Annotated in this window: 23 protein-coding genes; 13 read left to right on the plus strand and 10 right to left on the minus strand. The window is 62.6% G+C overall.

The features are described from left to right. Positions 1–7 precede the first annotated feature (7 nt). From ABMA32_RS17375 to ABMA32_RS17395, 5 genes are read left to right on the plus strand one after another with little or no spacing between them, the layout of a single operon-like run. A complete protein-coding gene (locus tag ABMA32_RS17375; protein ID WP_349015069.1) occupies positions 8–829 on the plus strand; it encodes a polysaccharide lyase family 20 protein in 822 nt (273 codons plus the stop codon). Beyond that, positions 826–2,067 carry an FkbM family methyltransferase gene (locus tag ABMA32_RS17380; protein WP_349015070.1) on the plus strand — a complete coding sequence of 414 codons (1,242 nt, stop codon included), beginning with the start codon at positions 826–828 and terminating at the stop codon, positions 2,065–2,067. The genes ABMA32_RS17375 and ABMA32_RS17380 overlap by 4 nt, the downstream gene beginning before the upstream one ends. Beyond that, positions 2,067–3,083 (plus strand): NAD-dependent epimerase/dehydratase family protein, encoded by a 1,017-nt coding sequence (locus tag ABMA32_RS17385; protein WP_349015071.1) that lies wholly within the window; start codon positions 2,067–2,069, stop codon positions 3,081–3,083. The genes ABMA32_RS17380 and ABMA32_RS17385 overlap by 1 nt, the downstream gene beginning before the upstream one ends. Further along, positions 3,080–4,357 (plus strand): nucleotide sugar dehydrogenase, encoded by a 1,278-nt coding sequence (locus tag ABMA32_RS17390; protein WP_349015072.1) that lies wholly within the window; start codon positions 3,080–3,082, stop codon positions 4,355–4,357. The genes ABMA32_RS17385 and ABMA32_RS17390 overlap by 4 nt, the downstream gene beginning before the upstream one ends. 21 nt (positions 4,358–4,378) lie before the next feature. Then, positions 4,379–5,119: a glycosyltransferase family 2 protein gene (locus ABMA32_RS17395; RefSeq protein WP_349015073.1), complete on the plus strand. Its 741-nt coding sequence runs from the start codon at positions 4,379–4,381 to the stop codon at positions 5,117–5,119. 24 nt (positions 5,120–5,143) lie between these two features. Here the strand turns inward: ABMA32_RS17395 and ABMA32_RS17400 are convergent, their stop codons facing one another. Then, positions 5,144–6,682: a UxaA family hydrolase gene (locus ABMA32_RS17400; protein WP_349015074.1), complete on the minus strand. Its 1,539-nt coding sequence runs from the start codon at positions 6,680–6,682 to the stop codon at positions 5,144–5,146. Positions 6,683–6,777: 95 nt separating this feature from the next. Then, a complete protein-coding gene (locus tag ABMA32_RS17405) occupies positions 6,778–7,800 on the minus strand; it encodes an aldo/keto reductase (RefSeq protein ID WP_349015075.1) in 1,023 nt (340 codons plus the stop codon). A 176-nt stretch (positions 7,801–7,976) separates the two neighbouring features. Between ABMA32_RS17405 and ABMA32_RS17410 the strand changes: the two genes are divergently transcribed. Next, positions 7,977–8,864 carry an alpha/beta hydrolase gene (locus tag ABMA32_RS17410; RefSeq protein WP_349015076.1) on the plus strand — a complete coding sequence of 296 codons (888 nt, stop codon included), beginning with the start codon at positions 7,977–7,979 and terminating at the stop codon, positions 8,862–8,864. A gap of 3 nt (positions 8,865–8,867) precedes the next feature. On the opposite strand, the gene ABMA32_RS17415 is transcribed toward ABMA32_RS17410, so the two are convergent. Next, positions 8,868–9,089 (minus strand): cysteine rich repeat-containing protein, encoded by a 222-nt coding sequence (locus tag ABMA32_RS17415; protein ID WP_349015077.1) that lies wholly within the window; start codon positions 9,087–9,089, stop codon positions 8,868–8,870. Positions 9,090–9,247: 158 nt separating this feature from the next. Between ABMA32_RS17415 and ABMA32_RS17420 the strand changes: the two genes are divergently transcribed. After that, entirely contained in the window at positions 9,248–9,532 is a 285-nt protein-coding gene (locus ABMA32_RS17420) for a hypothetical protein (RefSeq protein WP_349015078.1), read from the plus strand. 108 nt (positions 9,533–9,640) lie between these two features. Then, positions 9,641–10,309 (plus strand): OmpA family protein, encoded by a 669-nt coding sequence (locus ABMA32_RS17425; protein WP_349015079.1) that lies wholly within the window; start codon positions 9,641–9,643, stop codon positions 10,307–10,309. A gap of 21 nt (positions 10,310–10,330) precedes the next feature. On the opposite strand, the gene ABMA32_RS17430 is transcribed toward ABMA32_RS17425, so the two are convergent. Beyond that, a complete protein-coding gene (locus ABMA32_RS17430) occupies positions 10,331–10,606 on the minus strand; it encodes a hypothetical protein (protein ID WP_349015080.1) in 276 nt (91 codons plus the stop codon). Between the two features lie 158 nt (positions 10,607–10,764). Next, positions 10,765–11,556: a 6-phosphogluconolactonase gene (locus tag ABMA32_RS17435; protein ID WP_349015081.1), complete on the minus strand. Its 792-nt coding sequence runs from the start codon at positions 11,554–11,556 to the stop codon at positions 10,765–10,767. Between the two features lie 294 nt (positions 11,557–11,850). On the opposite strand from ABMA32_RS17435, the gene ABMA32_RS17440 reads away from it, so the two are divergent. Continuing rightward, positions 11,851–12,693: a GNAT family N-acetyltransferase gene (locus ABMA32_RS17440; protein WP_349015082.1), complete on the plus strand. Its 843-nt coding sequence runs from the start codon at positions 11,851–11,853 to the stop codon at positions 12,691–12,693. A 39-nt stretch (positions 12,694–12,732) separates the two neighbouring features. Continuing rightward, positions 12,733–13,065 (plus strand): hypothetical protein, encoded by a 333-nt coding sequence (locus tag ABMA32_RS17445; protein ID WP_349015083.1) that lies wholly within the window; start codon positions 12,733–12,735, stop codon positions 13,063–13,065. Between the two features lie 666 nt (positions 13,066–13,731). On the opposite strand, the gene ABMA32_RS17450 is transcribed toward ABMA32_RS17445, so the two are convergent. Both ABMA32_RS17450 and ABMA32_RS17455 read right to left on the minus strand, forming a co-directional pair. Further along, on the minus strand, positions 13,732–14,997 hold the full coding sequence (locus ABMA32_RS17450; RefSeq protein ID WP_349015084.1) for a M23 family metallopeptidase: 1,266 nt from the start codon (positions 14,995–14,997) through the stop codon (positions 13,732–13,734). Between the two features lie 110 nt (positions 14,998–15,107). Next, the gene (locus ABMA32_RS17455; protein ID WP_349015085.1) at positions 15,108–15,575 is read right to left on the minus strand and encodes a peroxiredoxin; all 468 of its coding nucleotides are present in this window, start codon (positions 15,573–15,575) and stop codon (positions 15,108–15,110) included. Between the two features lie 94 nt (positions 15,576–15,669). Between ABMA32_RS17455 and ABMA32_RS17460 the strand changes: the two genes are divergently transcribed. Then, a complete protein-coding gene (locus ABMA32_RS17460) occupies positions 15,670–19,062 on the plus strand; it encodes an AsmA-like C-terminal region-containing protein (RefSeq protein ID WP_349015086.1) in 3,393 nt (1,130 codons plus the stop codon). A gap of 6 nt (positions 19,063–19,068) precedes the next feature. Here the strand turns inward: ABMA32_RS17460 and tyrS are convergent, their stop codons facing one another. Continuing rightward, a complete protein-coding gene (gene tyrS / locus ABMA32_RS17465; protein ID WP_349015087.1) occupies positions 19,069–20,313 on the minus strand; it encodes a tyrosine--tRNA ligase in 1,245 nt (414 codons plus the stop codon). A 100-nt stretch (positions 20,314–20,413) separates the two neighbouring features. Between tyrS and ABMA32_RS17470 the strand changes: the two genes are divergently transcribed. After that, entirely contained in the window at positions 20,414–21,547 is a 1,134-nt protein-coding gene (locus ABMA32_RS17470) for an anhydro-N-acetylmuramic acid kinase (protein ID WP_349015088.1), read from the plus strand. A gap of 48 nt (positions 21,548–21,595) precedes the next feature. Here ABMA32_RS17470 and ABMA32_RS17475 read toward each other — a convergent pair whose 3' ends face one another. Further along, entirely contained in the window at positions 21,596–21,970 is a 375-nt protein-coding gene (locus tag ABMA32_RS17475) for a hypothetical protein (RefSeq protein ID WP_349015089.1), read from the minus strand. A gap of 167 nt (positions 21,971–22,137) precedes the next feature. Beyond that, positions 22,138–22,812, minus strand: a complete 675-nt coding sequence (locus ABMA32_RS17480; RefSeq protein WP_292773045.1) for an alpha/beta hydrolase — start codon at positions 22,810–22,812, stop codon at positions 22,138–22,140. A gap of 279 nt (positions 22,813–23,091) precedes the next feature. Here ABMA32_RS17480 and ABMA32_RS17485 point away from each other — a divergent pair, with 279 nt between their 5' ends. Continuing rightward, complete coding sequence (locus ABMA32_RS17485; RefSeq protein WP_349015090.1) at positions 23,092–24,246, plus strand: cysteine desulfurase family protein; 1,155 nt, start codon at positions 23,092–23,094, stop codon at positions 24,244–24,246. Positions 24,247–24,266: the final 20 nt, after the last annotated feature.

Consider the following 24,266-nt stretch of genomic DNA (forward strand, 5'->3'; position numbering starts at 1 on the left):
TCACAGCATGAGGCAGGCAAGCATGGCCGCAGCCGATGCCCGGCGCATAGCTACATCGGGACGGACTCCCGAGGAGCACGAGGACATTCTGCGGTCTTTGGAAAGTGATCCAGAGGGCAGCCGTTCCGTCAGGCTCGACTTCGAAAGCGGTGATTTCGCGGGCTGGAGCGTGCGCCGTCTTCCGCGCGACTATTCGGCGGTAATCCAAAGCGAGGTGGTGCGTACTGGAACGAAGGCCTGCCGCTTCGAGATCAGGCCGGGCGACGTCGTTTCGCAGGGGCTGCGCGCCGAACTGCGCGACTGGTACAACGCCCCGTTCGAGGCCGATACCTGGTACGGTTTCTCCACCTTTATCCCGCAGGACTTCTCCCCGCCGAAGGGCGTCGGGATCGTCCTTGCGCAATGGCATGACCAGGCCGAACTCGGCGACCCCGCCGGCAAGCCGCCGCTGGCGATGCGCTATCTAGACGGAACGCTGCGCTTCACCGGCGCCTTCTCGCCGGTCGCATCGCAAGACCCCGACATGCGCTACGTCTTTCATGAGATTCCGAACGTGCCGCATGGTCGTTGGCTGGATTTCGTCTTCCGCATCTATTGGTCACAAAAGGGCGACTCCACCATCGATGCGTTTCTCAAGGGCAACAGCCTGTTCCGCTTCACAGGCCCCCTCGGCTACCGCAACCAGATAAAGGGCCCTTATTTCAAGCTCGGTGTGTATGCCAGCGGCGACATCGAGGGTCCGCTCGTCGCCTACCATGACAATTACGGCAGGGCGGACAGCTTCGAGGCTGTCGATCCGGGTGTGGACCGCTATCTGGACAAGACATGAGCCTGCGCCTCGCAATCATTTCGGAGACAGGTCCTCGGCCTGCGATCCCTGCCGTGAAGGGCGGGTTCGCAGACGTGCAGGCTCTTTCCCTTGATCCCCCCGATAGCGGTTCAAAGGCTTCGGCGATTGCTTCGGTGGAGTGTGCGCGAGAGGCTGGCGCCGACTGGATGATCGTGCTGCGTCCCGGCGAGGCCCTGTCTGCCGATGCGCTCGACCTCGTTGCGCCCGGCCTCGGGCTCTACGATGCCATCTTCGGTGCAGCACATGTAGCGGGAAGTGACGAAGCGGTGGCGCGTCTGAGCCGCCTTGCCTTCGACGAACCGGAAAGGCTGCCTCACGCTCTGCTTAACTGGTGGATGCCGCGGGCGCATTTCGTCAGGACAGAGGTCGCCGCTGCGACGCTCGGGCGCATAGGCGGCGGCACTCGGCTCGACTATCTGTTCGATCTCTGGAACCACGCTCGGTGCGTGAAGTCCGCACAGCCTTTGCTTGATGTCATCGACGACCCGCAGCCTCTGGATGTTGAGGCGAGAGCGGTTGTTGTTCATCGGCTGGAAGAAAAGCCGGTGTTCCTGCCCGTCGTCCACGGCGACGCCGTCTACCATCTGCCCTACACGGGCCGAAACGCGGGCATCGAGCGCGAACAGTCGCGGGGCCTGTTTTTCGAGGCCATGGAACTGGAGGAATTGCGCAAGGTCGTGAAGCCGGGCGCTCATGTCGTCGATGTCGGTGCGAACACCGGCAATCACACGGTGTTCTTTGCCGGACCGATGAAAGCGGCCTCCGTCCTGCCCTTCGAGCCGCTGCCCGCCGCAGCCGCCGCGTTGCGGAGCGCTGTCGAGCGCAACGGCCTCGCAAATGTCGATCTTTGCCGCCTCGGGGTAGGGGTGTCGGACGGCGAAGGCCGCATGAGCCTGCACTTCTCGGGTCGCGGCGGACTTGGGGCCACCAGCCTGGTGCCTGATCCCAACGGCGAAATCAGTGTCGCCACGCTCGATTCGATGGTAACGGGGCCTGTCGATCTGCTCAAGATCGACGTCGAGGGGATGGAAATGGGCGTGTTGGCTGGCTCGCGGGACCTGATCCGGCGGTTTCGACCCTTGATCTTCGTGGAGATCGCCAACCGCAACACATCGGCCCTGATGGACTGGATGAGGGATACCGGCTACCAGGTAAGCCGCATCTTCACCGACAAGGGTCACGCCAACTACCTGCTGGCGCCCGGAGTGGCCGACTGATGCGTTTCCTCGTTACGGGCACGGCCGGTTTCATCGGCTTCCATCTCGCGCGCAGGCTGCTCGCCGAGGGACATTCCGTCGTCGGCTACGACGGCATGACGCCCTATTACGACGTCGACCTCAAGCGTCGCCGGCATGAAATCCTGGGGGCCAAACCGGATTTTGCAGCCGTAGAGGCCATGCTCGAGGACGCCCCTGCGCTTCGCGCGGCGGCCGACAAGGCGAGCCCGGACGTGGTCGTACACCTTGCCGCGCAGGCAGGCGTTCGCTACAGCCTCGAACAGCCGCATTCCTATGCCAGTTCGAACCTGACCGGTATGCTGAACATGCTGGAAGTCTGCCGCGCGGTGCAGCCGAAACACTTCCTGTTCGCGTCGACCAGCTCGGTCTACGGCATGTCCGACAAGCCGGAATTCGCCGAAACCGACCCCACGGACCGCCCGGTCTCCCTCTACGCCGCCACGAAGAAGGGTGGCGAGGTAATGGCGCATTCCTATGCGCATCTTTTCAACATACCGACCACGGTCTGCCGTTTCTTCACCGTCTATGGCCCCTACGGGCGGCCCGACATGTCCCTCTACAAGTTCGTCCGCGCCATCGTGAGCGACCGGCCGATCGACGTTTTCGGCAGAGGCGAGCATGAGCGCGACTTCACCTATGTCGACGATCTGGTCGAGTCAGTCACGCGGCTGGTCGACTGTGTGCCGCAGGTCGGGAAGCCGGTTACCGGCGCGACGGACACGCTCTCGGCGGTCGCACCCTATCGCGAAGTGAACATCGCCGGCGGCAAGACGGTCGGGCTGATGCGCTACATCGAGACGATCGAGAAGATTCTCGGCAAGAAGGCCATCCTGAACCTGCTTCCCATACAGCAGGGCGACGTGCTGCGTACGGCCGGCTCGCCCGCGCTGCTCCACGCCCTGACCGGATACCGGCCGGCGACCGACATAGAGGTCGGACTGCGGCATTTCATCGATTGGTATCTGGCCGACGTGCAGGCGCCGGCGAAGCCATGAATCTGGACAGCAGCAAGATAGCCGTTATCGGGCTGGGGTATGTCGGCCTCCCGCTGGCGATGGAATTTGCCAGCATCAGGCCCGTCGTAGGCTTCGACATCCGCCGCGAGCGGATCGGCGAGTTGCTGTCGGGTCGAGATGCGACGCTTGAGGTGAGTGAAGATGATCTGAGGCAGCGCGGCCAGATCGAATTCACCGATGATCCCGACGCCTTGCGAGAGTGCGGCATCTTCATCGTCACCGTTCCGACGCCGATCGACAAGGCAAACCGTCCCGATCTGACCCCCCTGATCAAGGCCACGGAGACCGTCGGCAAGGCATTGGGCGAGGGTGGAGTCGTCATCTACGAGTCGACGGTCTATCCGGGCTGCACCCGGGAGGTTTGCGTGCCAATCCTCGAAAAGCTGTCCGGCCTGAAGCTGAACGAGGGCTTTTTCGTCGGCTACAGCCCCGAGCGGGCCAATCCCGGCGACCGCCAGCACCGGCTTACGACCATCACCAAAGTCACCAGCGGATCGACGCCCGAGGCAGCGGAGGCGGTCGATGCGCTCTATCGCGCGATTGTTCAGGCAGGAACCCACAAGGCCAGTTCGATCGAGGTCGCGGAGGCTGCCAAGGTCATCGAAAACACGCAGCGCGACCTCAACATCGCGCTGATGAACGAGCTCGCCATCATCTTCAACCGGCTCGGCATCGATACGCTGGAGGTTCTGGCGGCTGCCCAGACCAAATGGAATTTTCTTCCGTTCCGGCCCGGTCTCGTCGGCGGCCACTGCATCGGCGTCGATCCCTATTACCTCACGCACAAGGCGCAGGAGGCCGGCTACCATCCCGAGGTTATCCTGGCAGGCCGCCGCATCAATGACGGCATGGGCCGCTATGTCGCCGACCAGGTCGCCCGCCTGATGATGCGACGCGGTTTCCCCGTGGTGGGCAGTCGCATCCTCGTGATGGGGCTCGCCTTCAAGGAAAATTGCCCGGACATGCGCAATTCGAAGGCGATCGACATTGTCCAGGAACTCAAGCAGTTCAACGCGCTGGTTGACGTGTGGGACCCATGGGTTTCGCCGGAAGCATGCCGTGAGGAGACGGGTCTGGACTGTCTGGACAAGGCCCCCGCGGACAATACCTACGATGCCGTCGTGGTTGCGGTTGGCCATCGTGAATTCGCCGGGATCGGGGCAGACGGCGTGCGTGCCTTTGGCAGGCAGAACGCTATCCTGTATGACGTCAAGGGCATCTTCGGAAAGGACGAGGCGGAGGGGCGTCTTTAGTTCGCATTACTGACCAGAAGCATGAAAATCAGCATTATCGTGCCCGCCTACAATCGTGAACGATATATCGGCGCGGCGCTCCAATCTCTTCTAAGGCAGCGCGAGGACGCGGATCTCGACATCATCGTAGTTGATGACGGATCTCGCGATGGGACGACGGACGTCGTCCGAGCGCTCATGCGGGAAGCGCACGAAATACGGCTTCTCTGCCAACCGAACAGGGGGATCGCTGCGGCGAGGAATACCGCTTTGAAGAACCTCTTGCCCGAAACCGGCCTGATTTCGTTCCTTGACTCGGACGATGTGTCACCGGCGGGCCGTTTCCGTAGGGATATGGCGCTTTTCGAAGCGGACAGGCAGCTTGACCTGACATATTCGCAGATATGCGAAACCGACCTGATCGACGAGGAAACCCTCGAGCCGGCCGAGGGTTCGTGCCGTTTCGTCCTGCGGACCGTGCAGATGGGGTCAGGGATATACAGGCGCGAACTGGTCGAGGCTCTTGGCGGATTCGACGAGAGTTTCGTTCAAGCTGAAGACACGGATTTTCTGTTCCGCCTGTTTGAAGGCGCACCGCGTTGCGCCTTCACCGATACGATAGCCGTCTATTATCTCAGACATATGGACAACATCACGATCGACCGCGCCCAGATGCGTCGCGACTTTATCCGCGCCTGCGTGAGGTCGACATCGAGGCGCCGCCTCGATCCGACACTGGCTGATCCCTATCCAGCCTTGAACATCTCATATCAGCCCGCGTAGGGCACGGCCTGACGCGGTCGCGGCCTACATCGTCGCGCCGATCTGCCAGGGAACGAACTCGTTGTCGCCGTAGCCGAGTTGCTCCGACTTGCTCTTCTTGCCGGACGCAACGGCGAGGATCTCGTTGAAGATCTGCTCGCCCTTTTCCTGCAAGGTCACGCCGTCCAGCACGTCGCCGCAATTGATGTCCATGTCGTCGACCATGCGCTCGTACATCGGTGTGTTGGTCGCGAGCTTGATCGAAGGCGTCGGCTTGCACCCGTAGGCCGAGCCGCGGCCGGTGGTGAAGGCGAGAATGTTCGCGCCGCCCGCCACCTGTCCCGTAGCCGCGACGGGATCGTAACCGGGCGTGTCCATGAACACGAAGCCCTTCTCGGTCACCGGATCGGCATAGTGGTAGACGGCGTTCATCGTAGTCGATCCACCCTTGGCGGCCGCGCCAAGCGACTTTTCGAGAATTGTCGTCAGTCCGCCGAGCTTGTTGCCGGGCGAGGGGTTGTTGTTCATTTCCATCTTGTTGCGGGCGGCATAGTCCTCCCACCAGTGGATGATCTCGATGAGCTTCTCGCCCACCTCCTTGTTCTTGGCGCGGCGGGTCAGCAGATGCTCGGCGCCATAGATTTCCGGCGTTTCGGAGAGGATCGCGGTGCCGCCGTTGCGCACGAGGATGTCGGCTGCGATGCCCAGCGCCGGGTTGGCGGTGATGCCGGAATAACCGTCCGAGCCGCCGCATTGCAGCGCCAGGATCAGTTCGGAAGCGGGCAGCGTCTCGCGCTTTGCGGCATTCACCGTGGGCAGCATCGCCCTGACGGCTTCTACGCCGGCGTCGACGGTCTTTCGCGTCCCGCCGACCTCCTGGATGGTCATGGTGCGGAAGGTCTCGCTTTCCTGTACGCCGTAGGCATCCTTGAAGCGCGGGATCTGGAAGCCTTCGCAGCCGAGGCCGACCATCACAACGCCGCCCATGTTCGGATTCGTCGCATAGCCCCACGTCGTCTTCTTCAGCGTGTCGAAGATGACGCCGCGATAGTCAATGACACAGCCATTGGCCTGCTTGAGCGCGACGATGCCGTCGATGTTGGGATAATCGTCGAGGATGCCGGAACGCTCGATCTCCTTGGCGATGAAGCCGGCAACCGTCGTCGAGCAGTTTACGCTGGTCAGGATGCCGACATAATTGCGCGTACCGGCCTTGCCATTGGCGCGGCGGAAACCCTGGAACGTCGCCTGTTCCTCGATGGGCAGGATGTTTTCCGGCCGGGCTCCCTGTGCGATCTGGTAATCGCGCTCGAAGGCGCCGTGCTCAGGTCCCATGTCGCAATTGTGCTCGTGGACCCAGTCGCCGGGCGCGATGGGCTTGCTGGCGAAGCCGATGATCTGGCCGAATTTGCGGACCGGCTGCCCCTGCTCGATCGGCACGATGGCGACCTTGTGGCCGAAGGGGATGCGCTGGCGGGCGATTACGCCCGGCGCGACTGTCGCGCCTGGCTCGGCCTTTTCGGTGGCGACGACGACATTGTCCTCGGCGCTCAGGCGAAGAGTCCTTGCTGGTTTGTCTAGCATTTTCGGAACGTTTCCAAATTCGATCAGACCATTTACAGCAGCACCGCTGGCAGCGCTACCATTAGCTTTCGGCGCAGAACGGCGAATTCTTCTGCTTAGGTGGTAGGGGCGTCTGCGCGCATCAAGCCCTCGGCCTTGAGGTCGGCCCAGAGGTCGGCAGGGATCTTGGCGTCAAGTATCTTGCGGTTGGCCTCGACCTCCGACGGCCTCTGCCCGCCGGGAATCAGCGAGACGACGGCGGGATGAAGCGAGGGGAACTGCAAGGCCGCCTCGATCAACGCCACGCCATGCCTTTTGCAGACGGCCTCGATCCTGGCAACACGGTCAAGTATATCCTGTGGGGCTTGTTCGTAATTGTAGAAGGCGCCGGGTTTCGGGCCGGTCGCTAGGATGCCGGAATTGTAGGGCCCGCCGAGGATGATGCCGATGCCGCGCTTCTCGCAAAGCGGCAGGAAGGATGTGAGCGCCTCCTGTTCGAGCAGCGTGTAGCGTCCGGCCAGCAGGAACAGGTCGAAGTCGCCGCGCTCGGCCAGCGTCTGTGCGACCTGCCATTCGTTGATGCCGCTGCCGAAGGCCTTGATGACCTTCTGGTCGCGCAGCGACAGCATGGCGTAGTAGCCGGACTTCATGAACTCGTCGACGCGCGCGTCCGACGCTTCCTTGGAGCCATGCGTGAAAATGTCGACATCGTGGGCAAGCAGGATGTCGATGCTGTCGACGCCTAGCCGCTCGAACGACGCCTCAAAGGACCGCATCACCCCGTCATAGCTGTAGTCGAAGACCTCCTGGCGCGACGGCGTGTTGAAGAATTTGCCGATGCCGGTGCGCTGGTCCGGCGGGCACACCTTGAGGACTCGCCCGGCCTTGGTCGAGAGGACATACTCGTCGCGCTTCTTGCCGCGGAGGAACTGGTTCAGGCGCGTTTCGGACAGGCCAAGACCATAGAGCGGTGCGGTATCGTAGTAGCGGACGCCTGCGTTCCAGGCAGCATCGAGCGTCGCCTGGGCATCCTCGTCGGAAAGCGCCCGGTAGAGATTGCCAAGCGGCGCGGTCCCGAACCCGAGTTCGGTGAAGGTCAGACCGCCGTTTCCGATGCGATCCCAATGCTTGGTCTTCATGGGCGTTCCTCAATTTTGTCCGACTTATTCGCCGTTTGCGCGGATCATGCAAATTCGGCCGGAGCCGTCCAGTGAAATCCGACGTATGAGCCAGGCTATCCGCGTGGTTCCTGCTGCCACATCGGGACGGATGGGCTATGTTCGGTGCCTAACGGGCTGGCGAAGGCGAATTTCCGATGGGCAGGCAGGATATCGACGACGTCAGGGACTTGCTGAAATCGCTGCCAAGGCCAGTCGGCTGGGCTGAGCGACGTGAGCGGATCGACAGCGTTGCCTCGGTCGACGGCATCCCCGCCGATGTCGATTTCACCTCGTTGCGGATAGGAGACTGCGACGCCGAGTGGTCGCTGGCCCTAGGCAGCGCCAGCGACAGCGTCCTGCTCTATTTCCATGGCGGCGGATATTGCTCGGGCTCGATCCGCAGCCATCGCGGCATGGTCGCCGAAACCGGCCGGACAGCGAAGATCCGCACCCTTGCGCTGGCCTACCGGCTCGCGCCGGAACATCCCTTTCCTGCGGCGCTGCAGGATGCGGTCGCGGCCTACGAGTATCTGCTCGCGCAGGGCTATGATCCCCGCCGGATCGCCATAGGCGGCGACAGTGCCGGTGGAGGGCTTACCCTTGCGACACTGGTCAGCCTGCGCAATGCCGGGCGGCCGCTGCCTGCCTGCGCATGGCTCCTCTCGCCCTGGGTGGACCTCGAGATGACCGGCGCGAGCATGGAGAAGAAGGATGCGGTCGATCCGCTGATACACCGGGCTTACCTCGAGGAACTGGCGAGTGCCTATTGCGGGCAGGAAAGCCGTCGCAACCCCTTGATCTCGCCGCTCCACGCGGACCTGCACGGCCTGCCGCCGGTCCTCGTACAGGTCGGATCGGCGGAAACCCTTCTGGACGACGCGGTTGCGATTGCCGGGCGGTTCGGCGGGGCCGACATTCGTGCAGCCCTCGAAATATGGCCGCTTATGATCCATGCCTGGCCGCTCTGGTGGAAGCGGCTCGACGCCGGCCGCAAGGCGATCGCCTCCGCCGGCGCTTTCATCGATTCTTCCCTGAAAGGCTGAGCCCTATTTGGGCATATTGGCCTCGACGACGCTCTTGCACTGTGGCGTGAGATGGTCGAGGTGTTCGCTCAGGCACTTGATCACGCGCCCGCCGCCCGGCTGAACGCCGGGGCAGTATTTTTCGAAATCAGCCTGACAAGCCTGCCGCTCGGCAGCGGTTTGAGCCAGGGCGACTCCCGGCGAGATGATGAACGCGGCGGCGAAGAACGAAACCAACCACTTCATGGTGACCTCCCTCAAACATGCCCGTGCAGTTTCGCCGGCATTGTATCGTTGACTCCGTGAAAGCGACATGCCGTGAAAATGCATGCATTTTGCCGCACTACCACTGCTCAAGCCGGCGAAATCTTGGTAAAGTTACGCAACGATAGGGAGGTCTGAAGATGTCGATTTCTGGTCCATTCCGCGCCGCGCTTGCCGCAGCAACGTTCTCTCTTGCCGTTGCGGGCGGCTACAACAGCCTGTCCGTACCAAGCTCGATCATGGGCAGCGCTGAAGCGGCGATGGTGATCCAGCGCACCACGATTTACATCAACACGCTGCCCAAGGGCTGCATAAAGAACGAGTACAAATACCAAGGTGGCACAGTCGTCATCTGGAAGTGCGGCAGCCTTTATTATCAGCCCTTCAATGGCCGCTACGTCCGCGTGACCATTCGCTACACGTAAAGTCTGCGCGGTTCGGGCACGGCTGCGGCGCTTCGTCCGAACGAGACGGTTGCGACACCATTTCCGGTCACTATGATGCGCCCCGTTTCGATCTTGGGCGGAGCCTGAATGATGAGTCCGTTGCGTACGGCGTTGCTGGTGTTTTCTCTGGCCGGGGTGATTCCGGCAGCGGCCGACGGTTCGACAGACCCGGTGAATATTGCTCCAAGCCCTGATGTTCCTGTTCCTGCCGAACTAGCACCTGTTCCTGTCGAACCAGCGCCTGTTCCTGTCGAACCAGCGCCTGCTCCTGCCGCACAGGCGCCTGCGCCTGCCGCACCCGCGCCAGCTGCTCAAGACGCCGGCACTCCTTCCGACAAGGTTAGCGTTCCCGTGGAGAAGGTTGCCGTGATCCCGGCGAGCGAGATAGAGCAGGCGCTGATGCGAGACGGCCGGATTGCGATCTACGGCATCTATTTCGATTTCGATAAGGCCGAGATTCTGCCGGAATCACAGCCGCAAATCGCACAGTTGGCCGCGTTGCTGAAAGCCCAGCCCGACCTGTCGATCCTTGTGGTTGGCCACACCGACGCTCAGGGCGACTTCGAATACAACATGACGCTGTCGCAGCAGCGCGCACAGGCGATCGCCGACGCGCTGGTGTCGGGTTTCGAGATCGGCGCGTCGCGCATCACGCCTGCTGGCGTCGGCATGGTAGCGCCGGTGACCACAAACCGGACCGAAGAAGGACGCGCCCAAAACCGCCGCGTGGAGATCGTCGAAATCTCCGGCGGCTGACGCTGCGGTTCGGTTCAGAAGCTAACGATATCTGTCGTACCAGTGGCGCGGTTCGTCACGCATCGCCTGGCCGATGGCAAGTCCTGCAGCCAGCCCGACGAGGGCACCAAACAGCATTCCTGCGGTACCCGGATTGTTCCGTATCGGCTGGGTCACCACCTCCGCCGCACGCGAAGCACCCTGCACGATATCGTCGGCGCGTTCAGCCAGAGCAGCCTTCAGGTTGCCTATCTCGGCTTTCAACTGCGCGATTTCCCGCGCGAGTTCGTCGTCGCCAGCCACTTCACCGTTTGCCATGCTTTTTCTCCGACATAAGGGACGAAAGAAACGGATGAGCGGGCGGATAGTTCCGTCGGTTCGGAACCGCAGTCAAGCACCTCGCTTGGCGCGTCGATGACGGATTGATCCAGTTCTTTCGACCTTATCGCTTGTTATCGGAACCGCTTTTCAGCGTATCACGTGCCGGCCGCGTCTCGATCCGCAAGGATCTCGCCGTTGCGGCATTCCGAGACGATTGTGGCTGGCCAGTCGGGTTCATAGGCGTTGGCCGCAGCGAGACGCGAAAAGGCCTCCCGTTTGCCTTCGCCCCACACGATCATCACGGCGGCCTTCGATTGCCTGTAGATTGTGTCAATGCCAACGGTCACCCCGAACGACGGCACCTCGTCGATGGTCCGGAAATCGGGGAAGGTCGACATATTGTCGAGCCGTGTCTGCTCCGCCAAAGGGACGACTCGGCTTATGCTGTCGCGTGCGCTCCCGGCTGGGTTGAATGCGATATGCCCGTCACTCGCGCCCGAGGCGAGGATGAAAACGTCGATGCCGCCGGCATCCTCGATGCGGGAGTCATAGACTTCCGGGTTGCGGGGGTCCGGAAACCAGACCTGATCCCAGGGAATCCGATCCGCTTTGGCCAATCCGACATTCAGGACGCCGACAATCTCGTCGCGCGCAAACCGTCGGCACGAAAAATGGCTTTCGATCGGGACGTGCTCGAAACCCTGCGCGCCGCTGTCGAGATAGTCGTCCATCATCACGAGGGTGACGTGGGAGAGCGAGCGAGGTCGTTCGGCGAGCAGCTTCCCCATGGCAAGATATACCGGCCGCGGCGACCGTCCGCCGGGACAGCCGAGCAAGAAACGGCGTCCTGCGACGCGCGCCTCTTCGATCTGCGCAAGCAGGCGGGTCGCGAACGCGGCGCCCAGCGCTCCCGCGTCCGGAAATATCTGGGGGGCAATCATGCTCATTCTGGAACCGGCCTTTCAATGCAAGCATACGATGCGGCGATCCTTGGGGCCTTGTTGCGTGCGCTTGCGCCCGGCTGGATGACCGAAGAGCCCGGCATAGCGCGTCTGCTACAGGAACGAAATGACCGAGCCTGATCTTCGCGCAAACGGGCCGGCCAATTCCTTCATGACTCCGACCGAATCCACCTATAGCTGCGCTGCCATCGAGATTGGATCGGCGCTGGTTCCACTTGATCGTGAACACGGATGGCTGATTGAATGTCCATCCAGCTCTGTCGATCAGGAGAAGGCTTCGTGCAAACGTCACGCATCGTTCGCGCGCTCCATATGGCAGAAGTGGGGACGCTGGTGGACTGGGCCGCCGGCGAGGGCTGGAATCCCGGCCTCCATGATGCAGCGGCCTTCCGCGCCGCCGATCCCCAAGGCTTCCTCGGCGCCTTCGTGGATGGCGAGATGCTGGCAGGCATCTGCGCGATCCGCTATGGCGTCTCCTACGGCTTTGTCGGTCTTTACATCTCCCGTCCCGACCATCGCGGCGAGGGCCATGGCAAGGCGGTGTGGGAGGCAGGCATGGCGCGGCTCTCTGGCAGGATCGTCGGTCTCGACGGCGTCGATACACAGTTCGAAAACTACCGGTCCAAGGGATTCGTGCCAGCCTACCGCACCATCCGTTTCGGTGGCAGATATTCACCCGAGGGCGCGACGCGGGACGCGGGCGTTGTTGCCCTCCTGACGCCCGACTTGTTCGACGATGTGGTCGCCTTCGATGGCAGGATCTTCCCGCAACCTCGCGTGGCGTTTCTGCAACGGTGGCTGGCTCCCCCACACGTCGTCCGCGTCGCCGTTTCCGGGGGACGCGTGGCGGGCTACGGCGTAATGCGCACATGCGGCGTCGGCGCGAAGATCGGATGCCTGTCCGCGATCGATCTGCCGACGGCAAACGCCTTGCTCGCCTCGCTGGCGGAGCAGGCAACGGGAGATGTCTTCATCGACGTTCCGCAGCCGCGGGCGGAGTTCGCAAGCTTGCTCGTCGCGTCGAACCTCACTCCCGGCTTCGAAACGACCCGGATGTATCGCGGTGGCACGATCCGGCTTGCCTCTGAATTGTTTGGCGTCACGACGCTCGAATTGGGATAGAATACCAGCGACTTCGGTCTGGCGTGTCAGGAGAGCAGCATGCATCTTTCCAGAAAAATCGGACTGGCCTTTACCGCGCTTTGGGGACTCGTCGTTCCCCTCGCACTGTTCCCCGCCGATGCGCAGGCGATCAACCGCTACACATCGACGTCCATGACATGCTCGGGCGTCGCCGCGGCCATAAATCGCGACGGTGCGGCGATCATGCGCTACACATCGAAATCGGGCGCGCTCCGCTATGACCGCTATGTCCGCAACCGGAATTTCTGCCAGCCGAACGAGACGACCCAACGCGCCTACATCCCGACCTCCGACCTCTCGGCCTGTCCGGTCAATCGTTGCAAGGAGATCGAATTCTTCGATTACCGATGAGCGCTTTGCATCACGGCATTGTCATGCTCAATGCCGCGCCGCCCTGCTAACGTCTGAGAACCGTGGGTTGCGAACATCGAGTATGTGAATGCGGCGACTCTCCATCCTGCTTCCATTGCTGCTGCTGACAACGGCCGGCGAGGCGTTGGCCATCTCGCGCTAACAGACCTCGTCCATGAGTTGTGCGAGGGTCCAGGCAATACTGCAGTCCGAGGGTGCCGCGTTGCTAAGCTATCCTGCTCCCGACAACCCGTCGCTTCAGCTCTTTGACCGCTACGTCCGCGACAGTTCCTTCTGCAGTTCTGCCGCGCAGAGAGCGCAGTTGCGTAGCGTGCCAGCCGCTGACACGAGCGATTGCCAGGTCCGCAAATGCGCGAGGGTTTCGGGCGCAAATCGCTGAAAACATCGGAACAAACGTGCAATTTAGACGTGCGTCACATTGTGGATAACTTTTAACGACCTGCGTGAAAGCCCTTCAATCCCCAAGGGAAGAGTCCTAATCGCTGACTTGTTGGTCAGGCCTTAGCTGGGGAGCGGGCAATGTTTACGGTTGGATTGGGGGTCGGCGTTTTCGTCGGCATGGTGGTCGCGTCCTGGTTCGCGCTCGCAATCGTCGCGTTTCTTCCGCGCGTTCGCCACATGTAGGCGCGGAAGCCTCTGACGCAGTCAGAGATATTGGCTGACTGTCTTGCCGACCTTGAGGAAGCGGACCGGATTGACGGCCTTTCCGTCGCGATGGATTTCGTAGTGCAGGTGCGGCCCGGTTGAACGTCCGCTGCTGCCAACCTTGCCGACGATATCGCCGGGCGCAAGCTCCTGGCCTTCCCGGACGAGGATCTTGCTCATATGCGCGTAGCGCGTGGTGAAGCCGCCGGCGTGCCGCACTTCGACCATGCGGCCATAGCCGCCGTTCCACCCCGCGCTGACGACCGTACCCGCAGCCGTGACATGGATGTCCGAACCCGTTGGTGCACGAAAATCCATGCCGGAATGCATGGCCGGAGTACCGAGAAGCGGGTCCCGCCGCACACCGAAGGTGCTCGACACCAGATGGCCGGGCGAAGGATTGGCGATCGGCAGCCCCCGCACCTCGGTTTTCATGCGGTCGAGCATATCGAGCGCTTCGTCGAGTTCCTTCACTTTCGTGTCGAAGAGGGCGGGCGTATCGACAGCGACCAGCGGACCGCCGATGCCGGCTTCTGCGTTGACGTCAACTTCCAGCCCTGCGTCCTGGAGCGCGCCCGCGATGGCGTCAGCGGTCTCGTAGGCATCTTCGGTAACCGCAGTGATCCGGCTGAGCTGTTCGTCTTCGATCGAACGCAACGACTGGTTGATCGCGACGAAGAGGCGATCGGCGCGGTCGGCGCTGGATTCCGCTTCCGCCGAGGAATTGCGTGTCGACCACAAGGAGAAAGGCTTGGCAGCCAGTCCCGCGTGTTGCGCGTCCGACGCACCCGCCGGTGTCAGGAAGGCGCGTAGATCGGGTTTGTCGGAGGGCAGGGGAATTTCGCTGGGCAGGGCCGTAGCCGTCTCGCCAACACGATCGAGGATCGGGCCGATACGGCCATGGCGCTGGGTGAGCTGGGATTGCCGCTCCAGAAGCTCGCCGACTTTGGCTTCCATCAATTGCTGGTCGAGCATCTGCCTGCTTGTGATGCGGTCGACCTGGCTGCGCAATGCCGAGATGCGATCTTCGTAGGCCTGCTGGAGACGCGCCTGCCGCGCTGTGGTCGCGTCGATGAGATCGTCGCGCAGCACGAGATAGGAGGTCGCTAGCAGATAGCCGATCGCCAGAGCAGCGAACGCCGATCCAGCCAACGCCGCCACCCAGGGACGCACCTGGAAGTGACGGATCTCATCGCCACGCGCGATGATGACCGTATGCGGTTCCCTGCGTTTGCCGAAGACAGTTGACTGACTTGCCTCTTTCACTGGAACTAGCGCCCACGCCGCTACAATTGCGATGGCGCTGATTACACATTGTTAGGGTTAACAAAGCCCTTAGCACTGGAGCCTGCCGGCAAATCCGGGGCTGTCGCGCGTCATTTAAGCGCCTGCGCCGCTTCCAGAACCTCTTCCGCATGGCCGGGAACGCTCACCTTGCTCCAGATCGTTGCGATCTTGCCTTCACGGTCGATGAGGAAAGTCGTTCGCACGACACCCATGTACTTGCGGCCGTACATCATCTTCTCCGCCCACACCCCGTAGGCCTCGATCGCCTCTCTTGATTCATCGGCGGCAAGAATCGTCTCAAGTCCATGTTTTTTCTTGAAGTTCGCATGTTTCTTGAGGCTGTCCGGCGAAATGCCGATCACCACCGCGCCTACTTCTGCGAATGCGCCCTTCAGTCGGGTGAAATCGATAGCCTCGGCGGTACACGCTTCCGTGTTGTCCTTCGGATAGAAGAACAGCACCACGATTTTGCCGCGAAGCTCTGCCAGCCCGACCGTGCCGCCATCGGCCGGTAAAGAAAAAATCGGCGCTTCGTCTCCAATTACCAGTTCGGCCATGGCCATGCCCTTGATCGGGTTACAAGAAAGACTTCACAGTTATAGGCTGGGCCCGGAGTCGTCCACGGCGCATGAGCGAGATACGGAAGATCGGGTGGAGCACGAGCTACGGCACGAGAAGATCAGGTTTCGGCGTGAAGAGATCACCGATCTCTCGACCCTGCCTTCCGCCGCCGACGATTCCAGGCCTCCGCGTCGCAAGGGTTCGGGCCGTGCGCTGAAGGTTTTTGCAGGCGTCGTCGGCAGTCTGTTCGTTCTCGTCCTTGCCGCCATTGCCGCGCTCTATGCTCTAGGCATGTCGGGTTTCGGCTCGGAGCGTGTCCGCCTGGCGGCGGAGGCTGCGCTGAAGGAGATCGTCGGCGTCGATGTCGATGTCACGATGGGCCCGGCTTACATCACGCTCGACGGCATGCGGTTCCTGGCGATCGAAGTGCGCGACGTCGATCTCAGGAGCGAGGCGGACGGCGAGCAGATTGCAAGCGCCGGCTCGGTCCGCTTCGGCGTGCGCCTGCTTCCGCTGCTCTCGGGTGATGTGAAGATATCGAGTGCGCGCCTGACCGACGCCAGCATCATCGCCAGCAAACTGAGCACCGGTGCACAGACCGACTGGACCAGGGCCTTTCGCGATGAGCGCGGGCTGATCGTTCCGGACCTCGTGGCAAAGGCTGTTTTCGCGGCGACGCACAAGGCACTCGACGCCGTAAGTTCGAAAGCCCTGCGACGCATTACGCTGAACAATGTCGAAGTGGTTCTCCCGCCCGGCGGCAGCGTCGCAGCCGTGAAGGTAGTCGAGGCCAGGCTTGCGGAATCGGATGGTGACAGCCTCGCTTTCTCCTCGCAGCTCGAGATCGGCTCTCGGCCGGTCGAACTTGGCCTTGCGGCTGAGCGGGACGACAGCACCGGGCGGATATTGTCGGTTGAACTGACCGCCACCACGCCGGCTCCCGACGGGGCCGAGCAGACTGGCAGCCGCATCGGCGCGGTCGACCTTGCCCTGACCGGCACGGAAGGGACGGGGCAGGGCAGCCTGAACGCGTTGCTGAAGGTTTCCGACTGGTCTGTCGACCTTGGTCCTCGCGGCGCCGTTTCTGGTGACGTGGCCTTGGAGGGACGGCTCGTTGCCGGCACGGATCGTCTCGAAATCAGCCGCCTGAGCGCATCTGTCGGGCGTTCCCAGTTCGAGTTTCGCGGCCTTGTCGGTCCGCGGCCGGCAACCGGACAGGCGGACGACGAACCGGGCTACAGGTTCAATCTCGTGAGCTCGCGCGCCAGCATCGCCCCGGACGGTTCTCCCGAACCGGCGCTCAATGCCGGCGTGCAGTTGACCGGCGCCTATCTTCCCGAGCAGCGCCAGCTCTCGGCGGATGAGATTGTGGTGAAGGCCAACGGCCCGGGCGAGGTTCTGGGCACCGCCTCGATGCGTTTCGTACCGGGCAAGGTGCCGGGCCTGTCGCTTGCGTTCAGTGCCCACGACATGCCGGTGTCGCAGCTCAAGCAGCTTTGGCCGTGGTTCTCCGCGCGTCCCGCCCGCAACTGGGTGCTCGGCAACGTCTTCGGCGGCCGGGTCACCGACGGACAGCTGCAAGTGCGTTTCGAGCCGGGTCGCCTCGGCAACGGCATTCCTCTTTCGGGCGACGAGTCGTTCGGTAGCTTCCGCGTCGAAGGCACGCGCTTCGATACGGCCGGCCTGATCCCGCCGGTCCGCGACGCGACGGGCGTCGTCGATTACCGGGGCGCCGATATCGACATCGCGCTGTCGTCCGGTACGGTCTACCTACCCAGCGGCCGGACGGTTGCTGCGAGCAATGGCAATCTTGCCATCAGGAAGGCGAACGTCCCACCGGTCATCGGCGCGCTCGACATCGATGTGGCCGGCGAGGCGCCCGCCGTCGCGGAGCTTGCATCCTACGAACCTATCAACGCCATGCGCCATGCCGGGCTGGTACCGGATGATTTCAGCGGCGGCGACGTAACCGGGCACGTCAAGGCCGATATCCCCTTGCAGAAGGGCATCGACCCCGCTCGCCTCAACTGGCTGGTTACGCTCGATTACAAGAACCTGTCGATGTCGAAGCCTTTTGATGGCCAGGTTGTCACCGAGGCCAACGGCTCGATATCAGTCGAGAAGACGCAGGCGGTGATCGATGCGAAGGCAAAGCTCAACGGAGTCCCGGCCGAGATCGCGGCGGTCGAGCCGCTGGGCGGCAGCGACGCAGAGCGCAAGCGCCTCATCACCCTCACGCTGGACGACAAGGCCCGCGAGCTTGTCGTTCCCGGTCTTTCTGGACTGATCGAGGGGCCGGTCAAGGTGGAGGTGGACGCGGGCGATCGCGTCAAACGGATCAACGCCGATCTCACCGGCGCGCAGGTCAACATTCCTTGGGCGGGCTGGAGCAAGGGGCCGGGTATCGGAGGCAACGTCTCCTTCCTGCTCGAGGATATCGAGGGCAAGTCGCGTCTCTCCGATTTCAAGCTCAGCGGCGACACGTTTGGCATCGCCGGCAATGTGCTGCTGGCCTCCGGCAGCCTCAGCGAGGCGCAGTTCTCGAACGTCAAGCTGAACCGCAACGACGATGTCTCCGTCTCAGTCAAGCAATCGGGCAAGGGCTACGTGGTTGACGTCAAGGGCAAGTCGCTCGACGCCCGTTCGGTAGTCAAGCAGTTCACCTCTGACTCCGCGACGGCAACCAAATCCTCCGATGGCAGCTCGGTGGGCTCTGTCACGCTGAACGTCGATGTCGACAGCGTCTCCGGGTTCAACGACGAGAAGCTCGGCAACGTGAAGCTCTCGTATCGCGGCCGAGGCGACAGGGTGGACAAGCTGGAGGTGGATGCCGTGTCCGCCTCAGGAGCCAAGGTTCAATTGCGCAACGGCATCGCTGATGGCGGCCGCACCATGCGCGCCAGTTCGTCGGATGCGGGCGCGGTGCTGCGCTTCCTTGACCTTTATGAATACATGCAGGGCGGCAAGATCGATCTTGCCCTTGCTGGCGGCGTGGACGGCCCGATGACTGGTCAGGTGGACGCGCGCGACTTCGTGCTGGTCAACGAGCCGCGACTGAGTTCCATAGTCTCGACGACGCCGGTGGGCGGAGACCGCAGCCTGAACCAGGCCGTGCGGCGAGACATCGACACCTCGCGCGTGAATTTCGAGCGGCTTTATTCGAAGGTCGACAAAGGAACCGGCTACTTGCGCCTGTCGGACGGTGTGCTTCGTGGCCAGCTTGTCGGCGCGTCCTTCCAGGGCACGCTCTACGACCAGAAGGGCAACATGGACATGACCGGCACCTTTATGCCGGCCTACGGCCTCAATCGCATTTTCGGCGAATTGCCGATCGTCGGCGCGCTGCTCGGCAATGGACGCGACGGTGGGCTGATCGGCGTCACCTTCAAGCTGGCTGGCGACGCGGACTCACCCGCCGTGCAGGTCAATCCGCTGTCGGTGATTGCGCCCGGCATCTTCCGCTCGATCTTCGAGTTCCGGTGAATACCGTTAGCTCGGCCGCACCAGGATGTGCTTCTTCTTGCCGAGCGACAGCTTTATCGCGCCGTCCGCGTTGAGGTCCGCGTTCGTCACGAGGCGGCGTTCGTCTGAAACGGGCTGGTCGTTGAGCCGGACGGCGCCGCCCTGCACATGACGCCGAGCTTCGCCGTTGGATGCCGCAAGCCCGGCATTCACGAACAGTGCGAGCACGCCGACGCCGGCGTCCAGCTGTGCGGCGTCGATCGCAACCGTTGGCAGCGTGTCGGCCGTGACGCCTTCCTCGAACGTCTTGCGCGCAGTCTCCGCAGCCTGCTCGGCAGCGGCGCGGCCGTGCAGCATCGCGGTAATTTCCGTGGCGAGCACCTTCTTCGCCTCGTTGATCTCCGCGCCGCCGAGCGCTGCCAGCCTTGCAACTTCATCTAGCGGCATGGTGGTGTAGAGCTTGAGGAAGCGCTCCACGTCGGCGTCCTCGGTGTTGCGCCAGTATTGCCAGAAATCGTAGACGCTCATCATCTCCGCGCTGAGCCACACCGCTCCGTTCGCGGTCTTGCCCATCTTCGCACCGGACGATGTCGTCAGCAGCGGCGAGGTCAGCGCGAAGAGCTGCGGCGTGTCCATGCGGTGGCCGAGGTCGATGCCGTTGACGATGTTGCCCCACTGGTCTGAGCCGCCCATCTGCAGCCGCGTGCCGAAACGCTTGTTCAGCTCGACAAAATCGTAGGCCTGCAGGATCATGTAGTTGAATTCGAGGAACGACAGCGACTGCTCTCGGTCGAGCCTCAGCTTCACGGAATCGAAGCTCAGCATCCGGTTGACGGAGAAGTGGCGGCCGACGTCGCGCAGGAACTCGACATAGTTGATGCTCATCAGCCAGTCCGCGTTGTTGACCATCATCGCGCCCGCGTTGAAGTCGAGGTAGGGCGCGAAGTTGGCGCGGATGCCGACGAGATTGTTCTCGATATCCTGCGGTGTCAGCAGCTTGCGGGCCTCGTCCTTGAACGAAGGGTCGCCGATCATCGAGGTGCCGCCGCCCATCAGCGCGATAGGCTTGTGGCCGGTCTTCTGCATCCAGTGCAGCATCATGATCTGGATCAGCGAACCGGCATGCAGGCTCTTGGCGGTCGCATCGAAGCCGATATAGGCGCTGACACTTTCCGTGCGGAAGAGTTCGTCCAGCCCGCTCTCGTCGGAGATCTGGTGGATGAAGCCGCGTTCGGAAATCGTGCGCAGGAAATCGGACTTGAAGGCAGACATAATTCTTATTCCCAGGAGACGCCTTGCGGCGCGCCGCATGGCAAGTTTGGTCGCGGGCGTTTAGCATCCCGCGACGGTGAATCACAAGGATGCCCTCTCAATGACAGTCCTGCGCGCGGTCGGCCTGATGAGCGGCACGTCGATGGACGGCATCGATGTGGCGGCGCTGGAGACGGATGGCGAGACGTTTTCGATAACCGGCCCGTCTCTGTCGGTGGCCTATGACGCGGCGTTCCGCAAGCGCATCGAGGCCGGTCTGGAGACGGCGAAGACGATCGTGTCGCGCGACGAGCGGCCGGGCGATCTCGCCGAGCTCGAACGCGAGCTGACGCTTCGCCATGCGCAGGCCGTTCGCGACTTCCTGGAGATCGCCGGACCCCAGTGGCAGCATCCCGATATCATCGGCTTCCACGGACAGACAGTGCTGCATCGTCCCCAACACGGCCTCACGGTGCAACTCGGTGACGGCGCGTTGCTCGCGTCGGAGACCGGCTTCGATGTCGTGCATGACATGCGTGCCAACGACATGCGGCACGGCGGGCAGGGCGCTCCGCTCGTTCCCGCTTATCACGCCGCGCGCGCCCGCTCGCTCGCGCCGGAATTCGCAGCCGGCTTTCCGATCGTCTTCGTCAACATCGGCGGCATATCGAACATCACATACGTGCCGCGCGACGGCGATCCGATGGCCTTCGACACAGGTCCCGGCAATGGTCTGATCGACCAGTGGGTGTCGCGCGAGGGAGGTGTTGCCTTCGACGCCGACGGCGCGATCGCCAGCAAGGGCGTCGCCGATCGCGCGCTCGTCGCGCGCTATCTCGACAATTCGTTTTTCGCGAAGGCGCCGCCGAAGTCTCTCGACCGGAGCGACTTCACGCTCGCCATCATGCAAGACGTCTCGCTCGCCGATGGTGCGCGCACATTGGCTGCGGTGTCGGCGCAGGCAATCCTCAAGTCGATCGATCATCTGCCAGGCAGGCCGACGCTTTGGATCCTGTGCGGCGGCGGTCGCAAGAATCCGCACATCGTCGGCGACCTTCGCGCCGGTGCCATGGCCCACGATGCGAAGGTGGTAGTGGCGGAGGACGTCGGATTGGACGGGGATGCGACCGAGGCGGAGGCATGGGCCTTCCTTGCCGTTCGCTCGCTGAAATCGCTGCCGCTGACGTTCCCGGGCACGACGGGATGCGAATTTCCAGTTACTGGCGGTGTACTGAATAAAGCAAAAGGCGCGTAGTAGAACCACGCGCCTTTAAAGAACGAAGCAGTCTGAACTGCTTCGAGCTTACTTCTTGGCCGGAGCCTTCTTCGCAGGTGCCTTCTTGGCAGCAGGCTTTGCAGCAGCAGCCTTCGCAGGAGCCTTCTTCGCGGCGGGCTTGGCAGCAGCCTTGGCCGGAGCCTTCTTTGCAGCCGGCTTTGCAGCCGCTTTTGCCGGAGCCTTCGCTGCGGGCTTGGCAGCAGCCTTGGCAGCCGGTTTTGCCGCAGCCTTGGCAGCGGGTTTTGCAGCCGGCTTCTTGGCGGCGGGCTTGGCCGTCGCTTTTGCCGCAGGCTTAGCGGCAGCTTTCGCAGCGGGCTTCTTGGCGGCGGGTTTGGCCGTCGCTTTTGGAGCCGCAGCTTTCGCCGCCATGGCAGGCTTCTTCGTCTTGTCAGTCTTGCTCACGTGAATTCCCCCTCGTCTAGGGATTGTGATTCGTCACATTCGGAGCCTGACACGCAGTAAGTCGGCTGTCGAGTATCTGTGAAGAGTGCAGCAAAACTTTCCACCACGACTCTGTCGTAGAAGACACACCAGTCGTGTTGGAATTTTCCGAAGTGAAGTTGCTGCGATCAGCGCAGACGTTTCGGTCTCGGATCGGAGAGCTCGCCGGCCAGTCTGCGATCGAGATAGTCGGCGCATTCGTCGAGCAGCAGTTCGGAGTCGTTCGAGAAGAAATGGTTCGCGCCCGACAGAGTCTTCTGCGTGATCGTGATGCCCTTCTGCGTGTGCAGTTTGTCGACTAGCACCTGCACGTCCTTCGGCGGCGCGACTTTGTCGGCGTCACCGTGGATGATGAGACCCGACGACGGACACGGAGCGAGGAAAGAGAAGTCGTATGTGTTCGGCTGCGGCGCGATCGATATGAAACCTTCGATCTCGGGACGACGCATCAGGAGCTGCATGCCGATCCACGCGCCGAACGAATAGCCTGCCACCCAGCACGTCTTCGAGTCCGGATGCAGCGACTGGATCCAGTCGAGCGCAGCGGCCGCGTCGGAGAGTTCTCCGGTGCCGTGGTCGAACTCGCCCTGGCTGCGGCCGATGCCGCGGAAATTGAATCGGAGCGTCGTGAAGTTCCGCTTCTGGAACATGTAGAACAGGTCGTAGACGATCTTGTTGTTCATCGTCCCGCCGAACTGCGGATGCGGATGAAGGATGATTGCGATCGGCGCGCTCTTTTCCGTGGACGGTTGATACCGACCTTCAAGACGACCAGCCGGACCCGCGAAAATCACCTCAGGCATAAGAACTCCATCACCCTGTCTACCGCCGGCTGGCTCAATTCCACCACGGCCTTGACGCAGGACTTTCGCCTACATAGAACCTAGTTTAGAATTGTTCAAAAGTGGGTGGCGTATCCACCCGGGCCGGCAAAGCGCGTAAATAGGACGGCTGCCCTTGCAAATTCAAGGAAATAACGCGCCTACCCAGAGAATGCGGAATCCGGGTCCCAGACCCAGCCAACGAATACCCCAGGTAACGAACACCCAGGTAACGACTACCCTAGGAGACGAACTGAGCGAATGACCGGGCATCGCGCCTATCTTGATTACAATGCGAGCGCACCGCTTCTGGCGGAAGCGCGCGCGGCGATGCTTGCCGCGCTGGATGGTTTCGCCAACCCATCGTCCGTCCACAACGAAGGCCGCAACAAGCGCCGCATCGTCGAGGACGCGCGTCGCGACATCGCCGCGCTGGTCAACACGAAGCCCGACCACGTCGTCTTCACCTCTGGCGCCACCGAGGCAGCCTCCACCTTGCTCACGTCAGACTGGAAGATGGGACGCGGCGACGTGCGCATGTCGAAGCTCTATGTTTCGGCCGCCGATCATCCCTGCCTGCTGAACGGCGGCCGTTTCGCGCCTGAGCGCGTCATGCGCATCGGTGTCGATGCTGCCGGCCTTTGCGATCTTCCCGCACTGACCGCCGCGCTCGCCGCGCATGATCGTGAAGAGGGGCTGCCGCTCGTCGCCATCCATCTCGCCAACAACGAGACCGGAGTGATCCAGCCGGTGCGTGAAATTTCCGCGATCGTGAAAGCGGCAGGCGGTGTCCTCGTACTCGACGCCGTGCAGGCGGCAGGTCGCATCCCGCTCGATCTCGCCGACGGCGTTGCCGACTATCTCATTCTCTCCGCGCACAAGATTGGTGGGCCGACCGGCGTCGGCGCATTCGCGGCCGCGTCCGACCTGATGATGCCGAAGCCTCTCGTCACTGGTGGTGGGCAGGAGAGGGGCCATCGCGCCGGCACCGAAAATCTTTCCGGCATCGCCGGCTTCGGCGCGGCTGCGCGCATCGCGCGAGGGGGTCATATATATAAGGACGAGATCGCGGCCATGCGGGACCGAATCGAGTCGACGATCCTGGCGCTTGCGCCTGACGCGGAAATTTTCGGACGCGGCGTGCCGCGACTTGCCAATACGGTCTTCTTTGCCATACCCGGCCTCAAGGCCGAGACGGCGCAGATCGGATTCGATCTCGCGGGCGTTGCGGTGTCCGCCGGTTCGGCCTGCTCGTCGGGCAGGGCCGGACCGAGCCACGTCCTGAAGGCGATGGGCCGAGACGGCGAGGGCGGGCTACGGGTCTCCATCGGTCGCGGCACGACGTCGAAGGACATAGAGCTCTTCGCATCGGCGCTGACTGGAATTCTGGCGCGCCGCGCCAACAGGGCGGCCTGACGGCTGCCGGGACTTCCATT

It is taken from the genome of Mesorhizobium quangtriensis (assembly GCF_040081925.1).
In the GTDB taxonomy this organism is placed as follows: domain Bacteria; phylum Pseudomonadota; class Alphaproteobacteria; order Rhizobiales; family Rhizobiaceae; genus Mesorhizobium_K; species Mesorhizobium_K quangtriensis.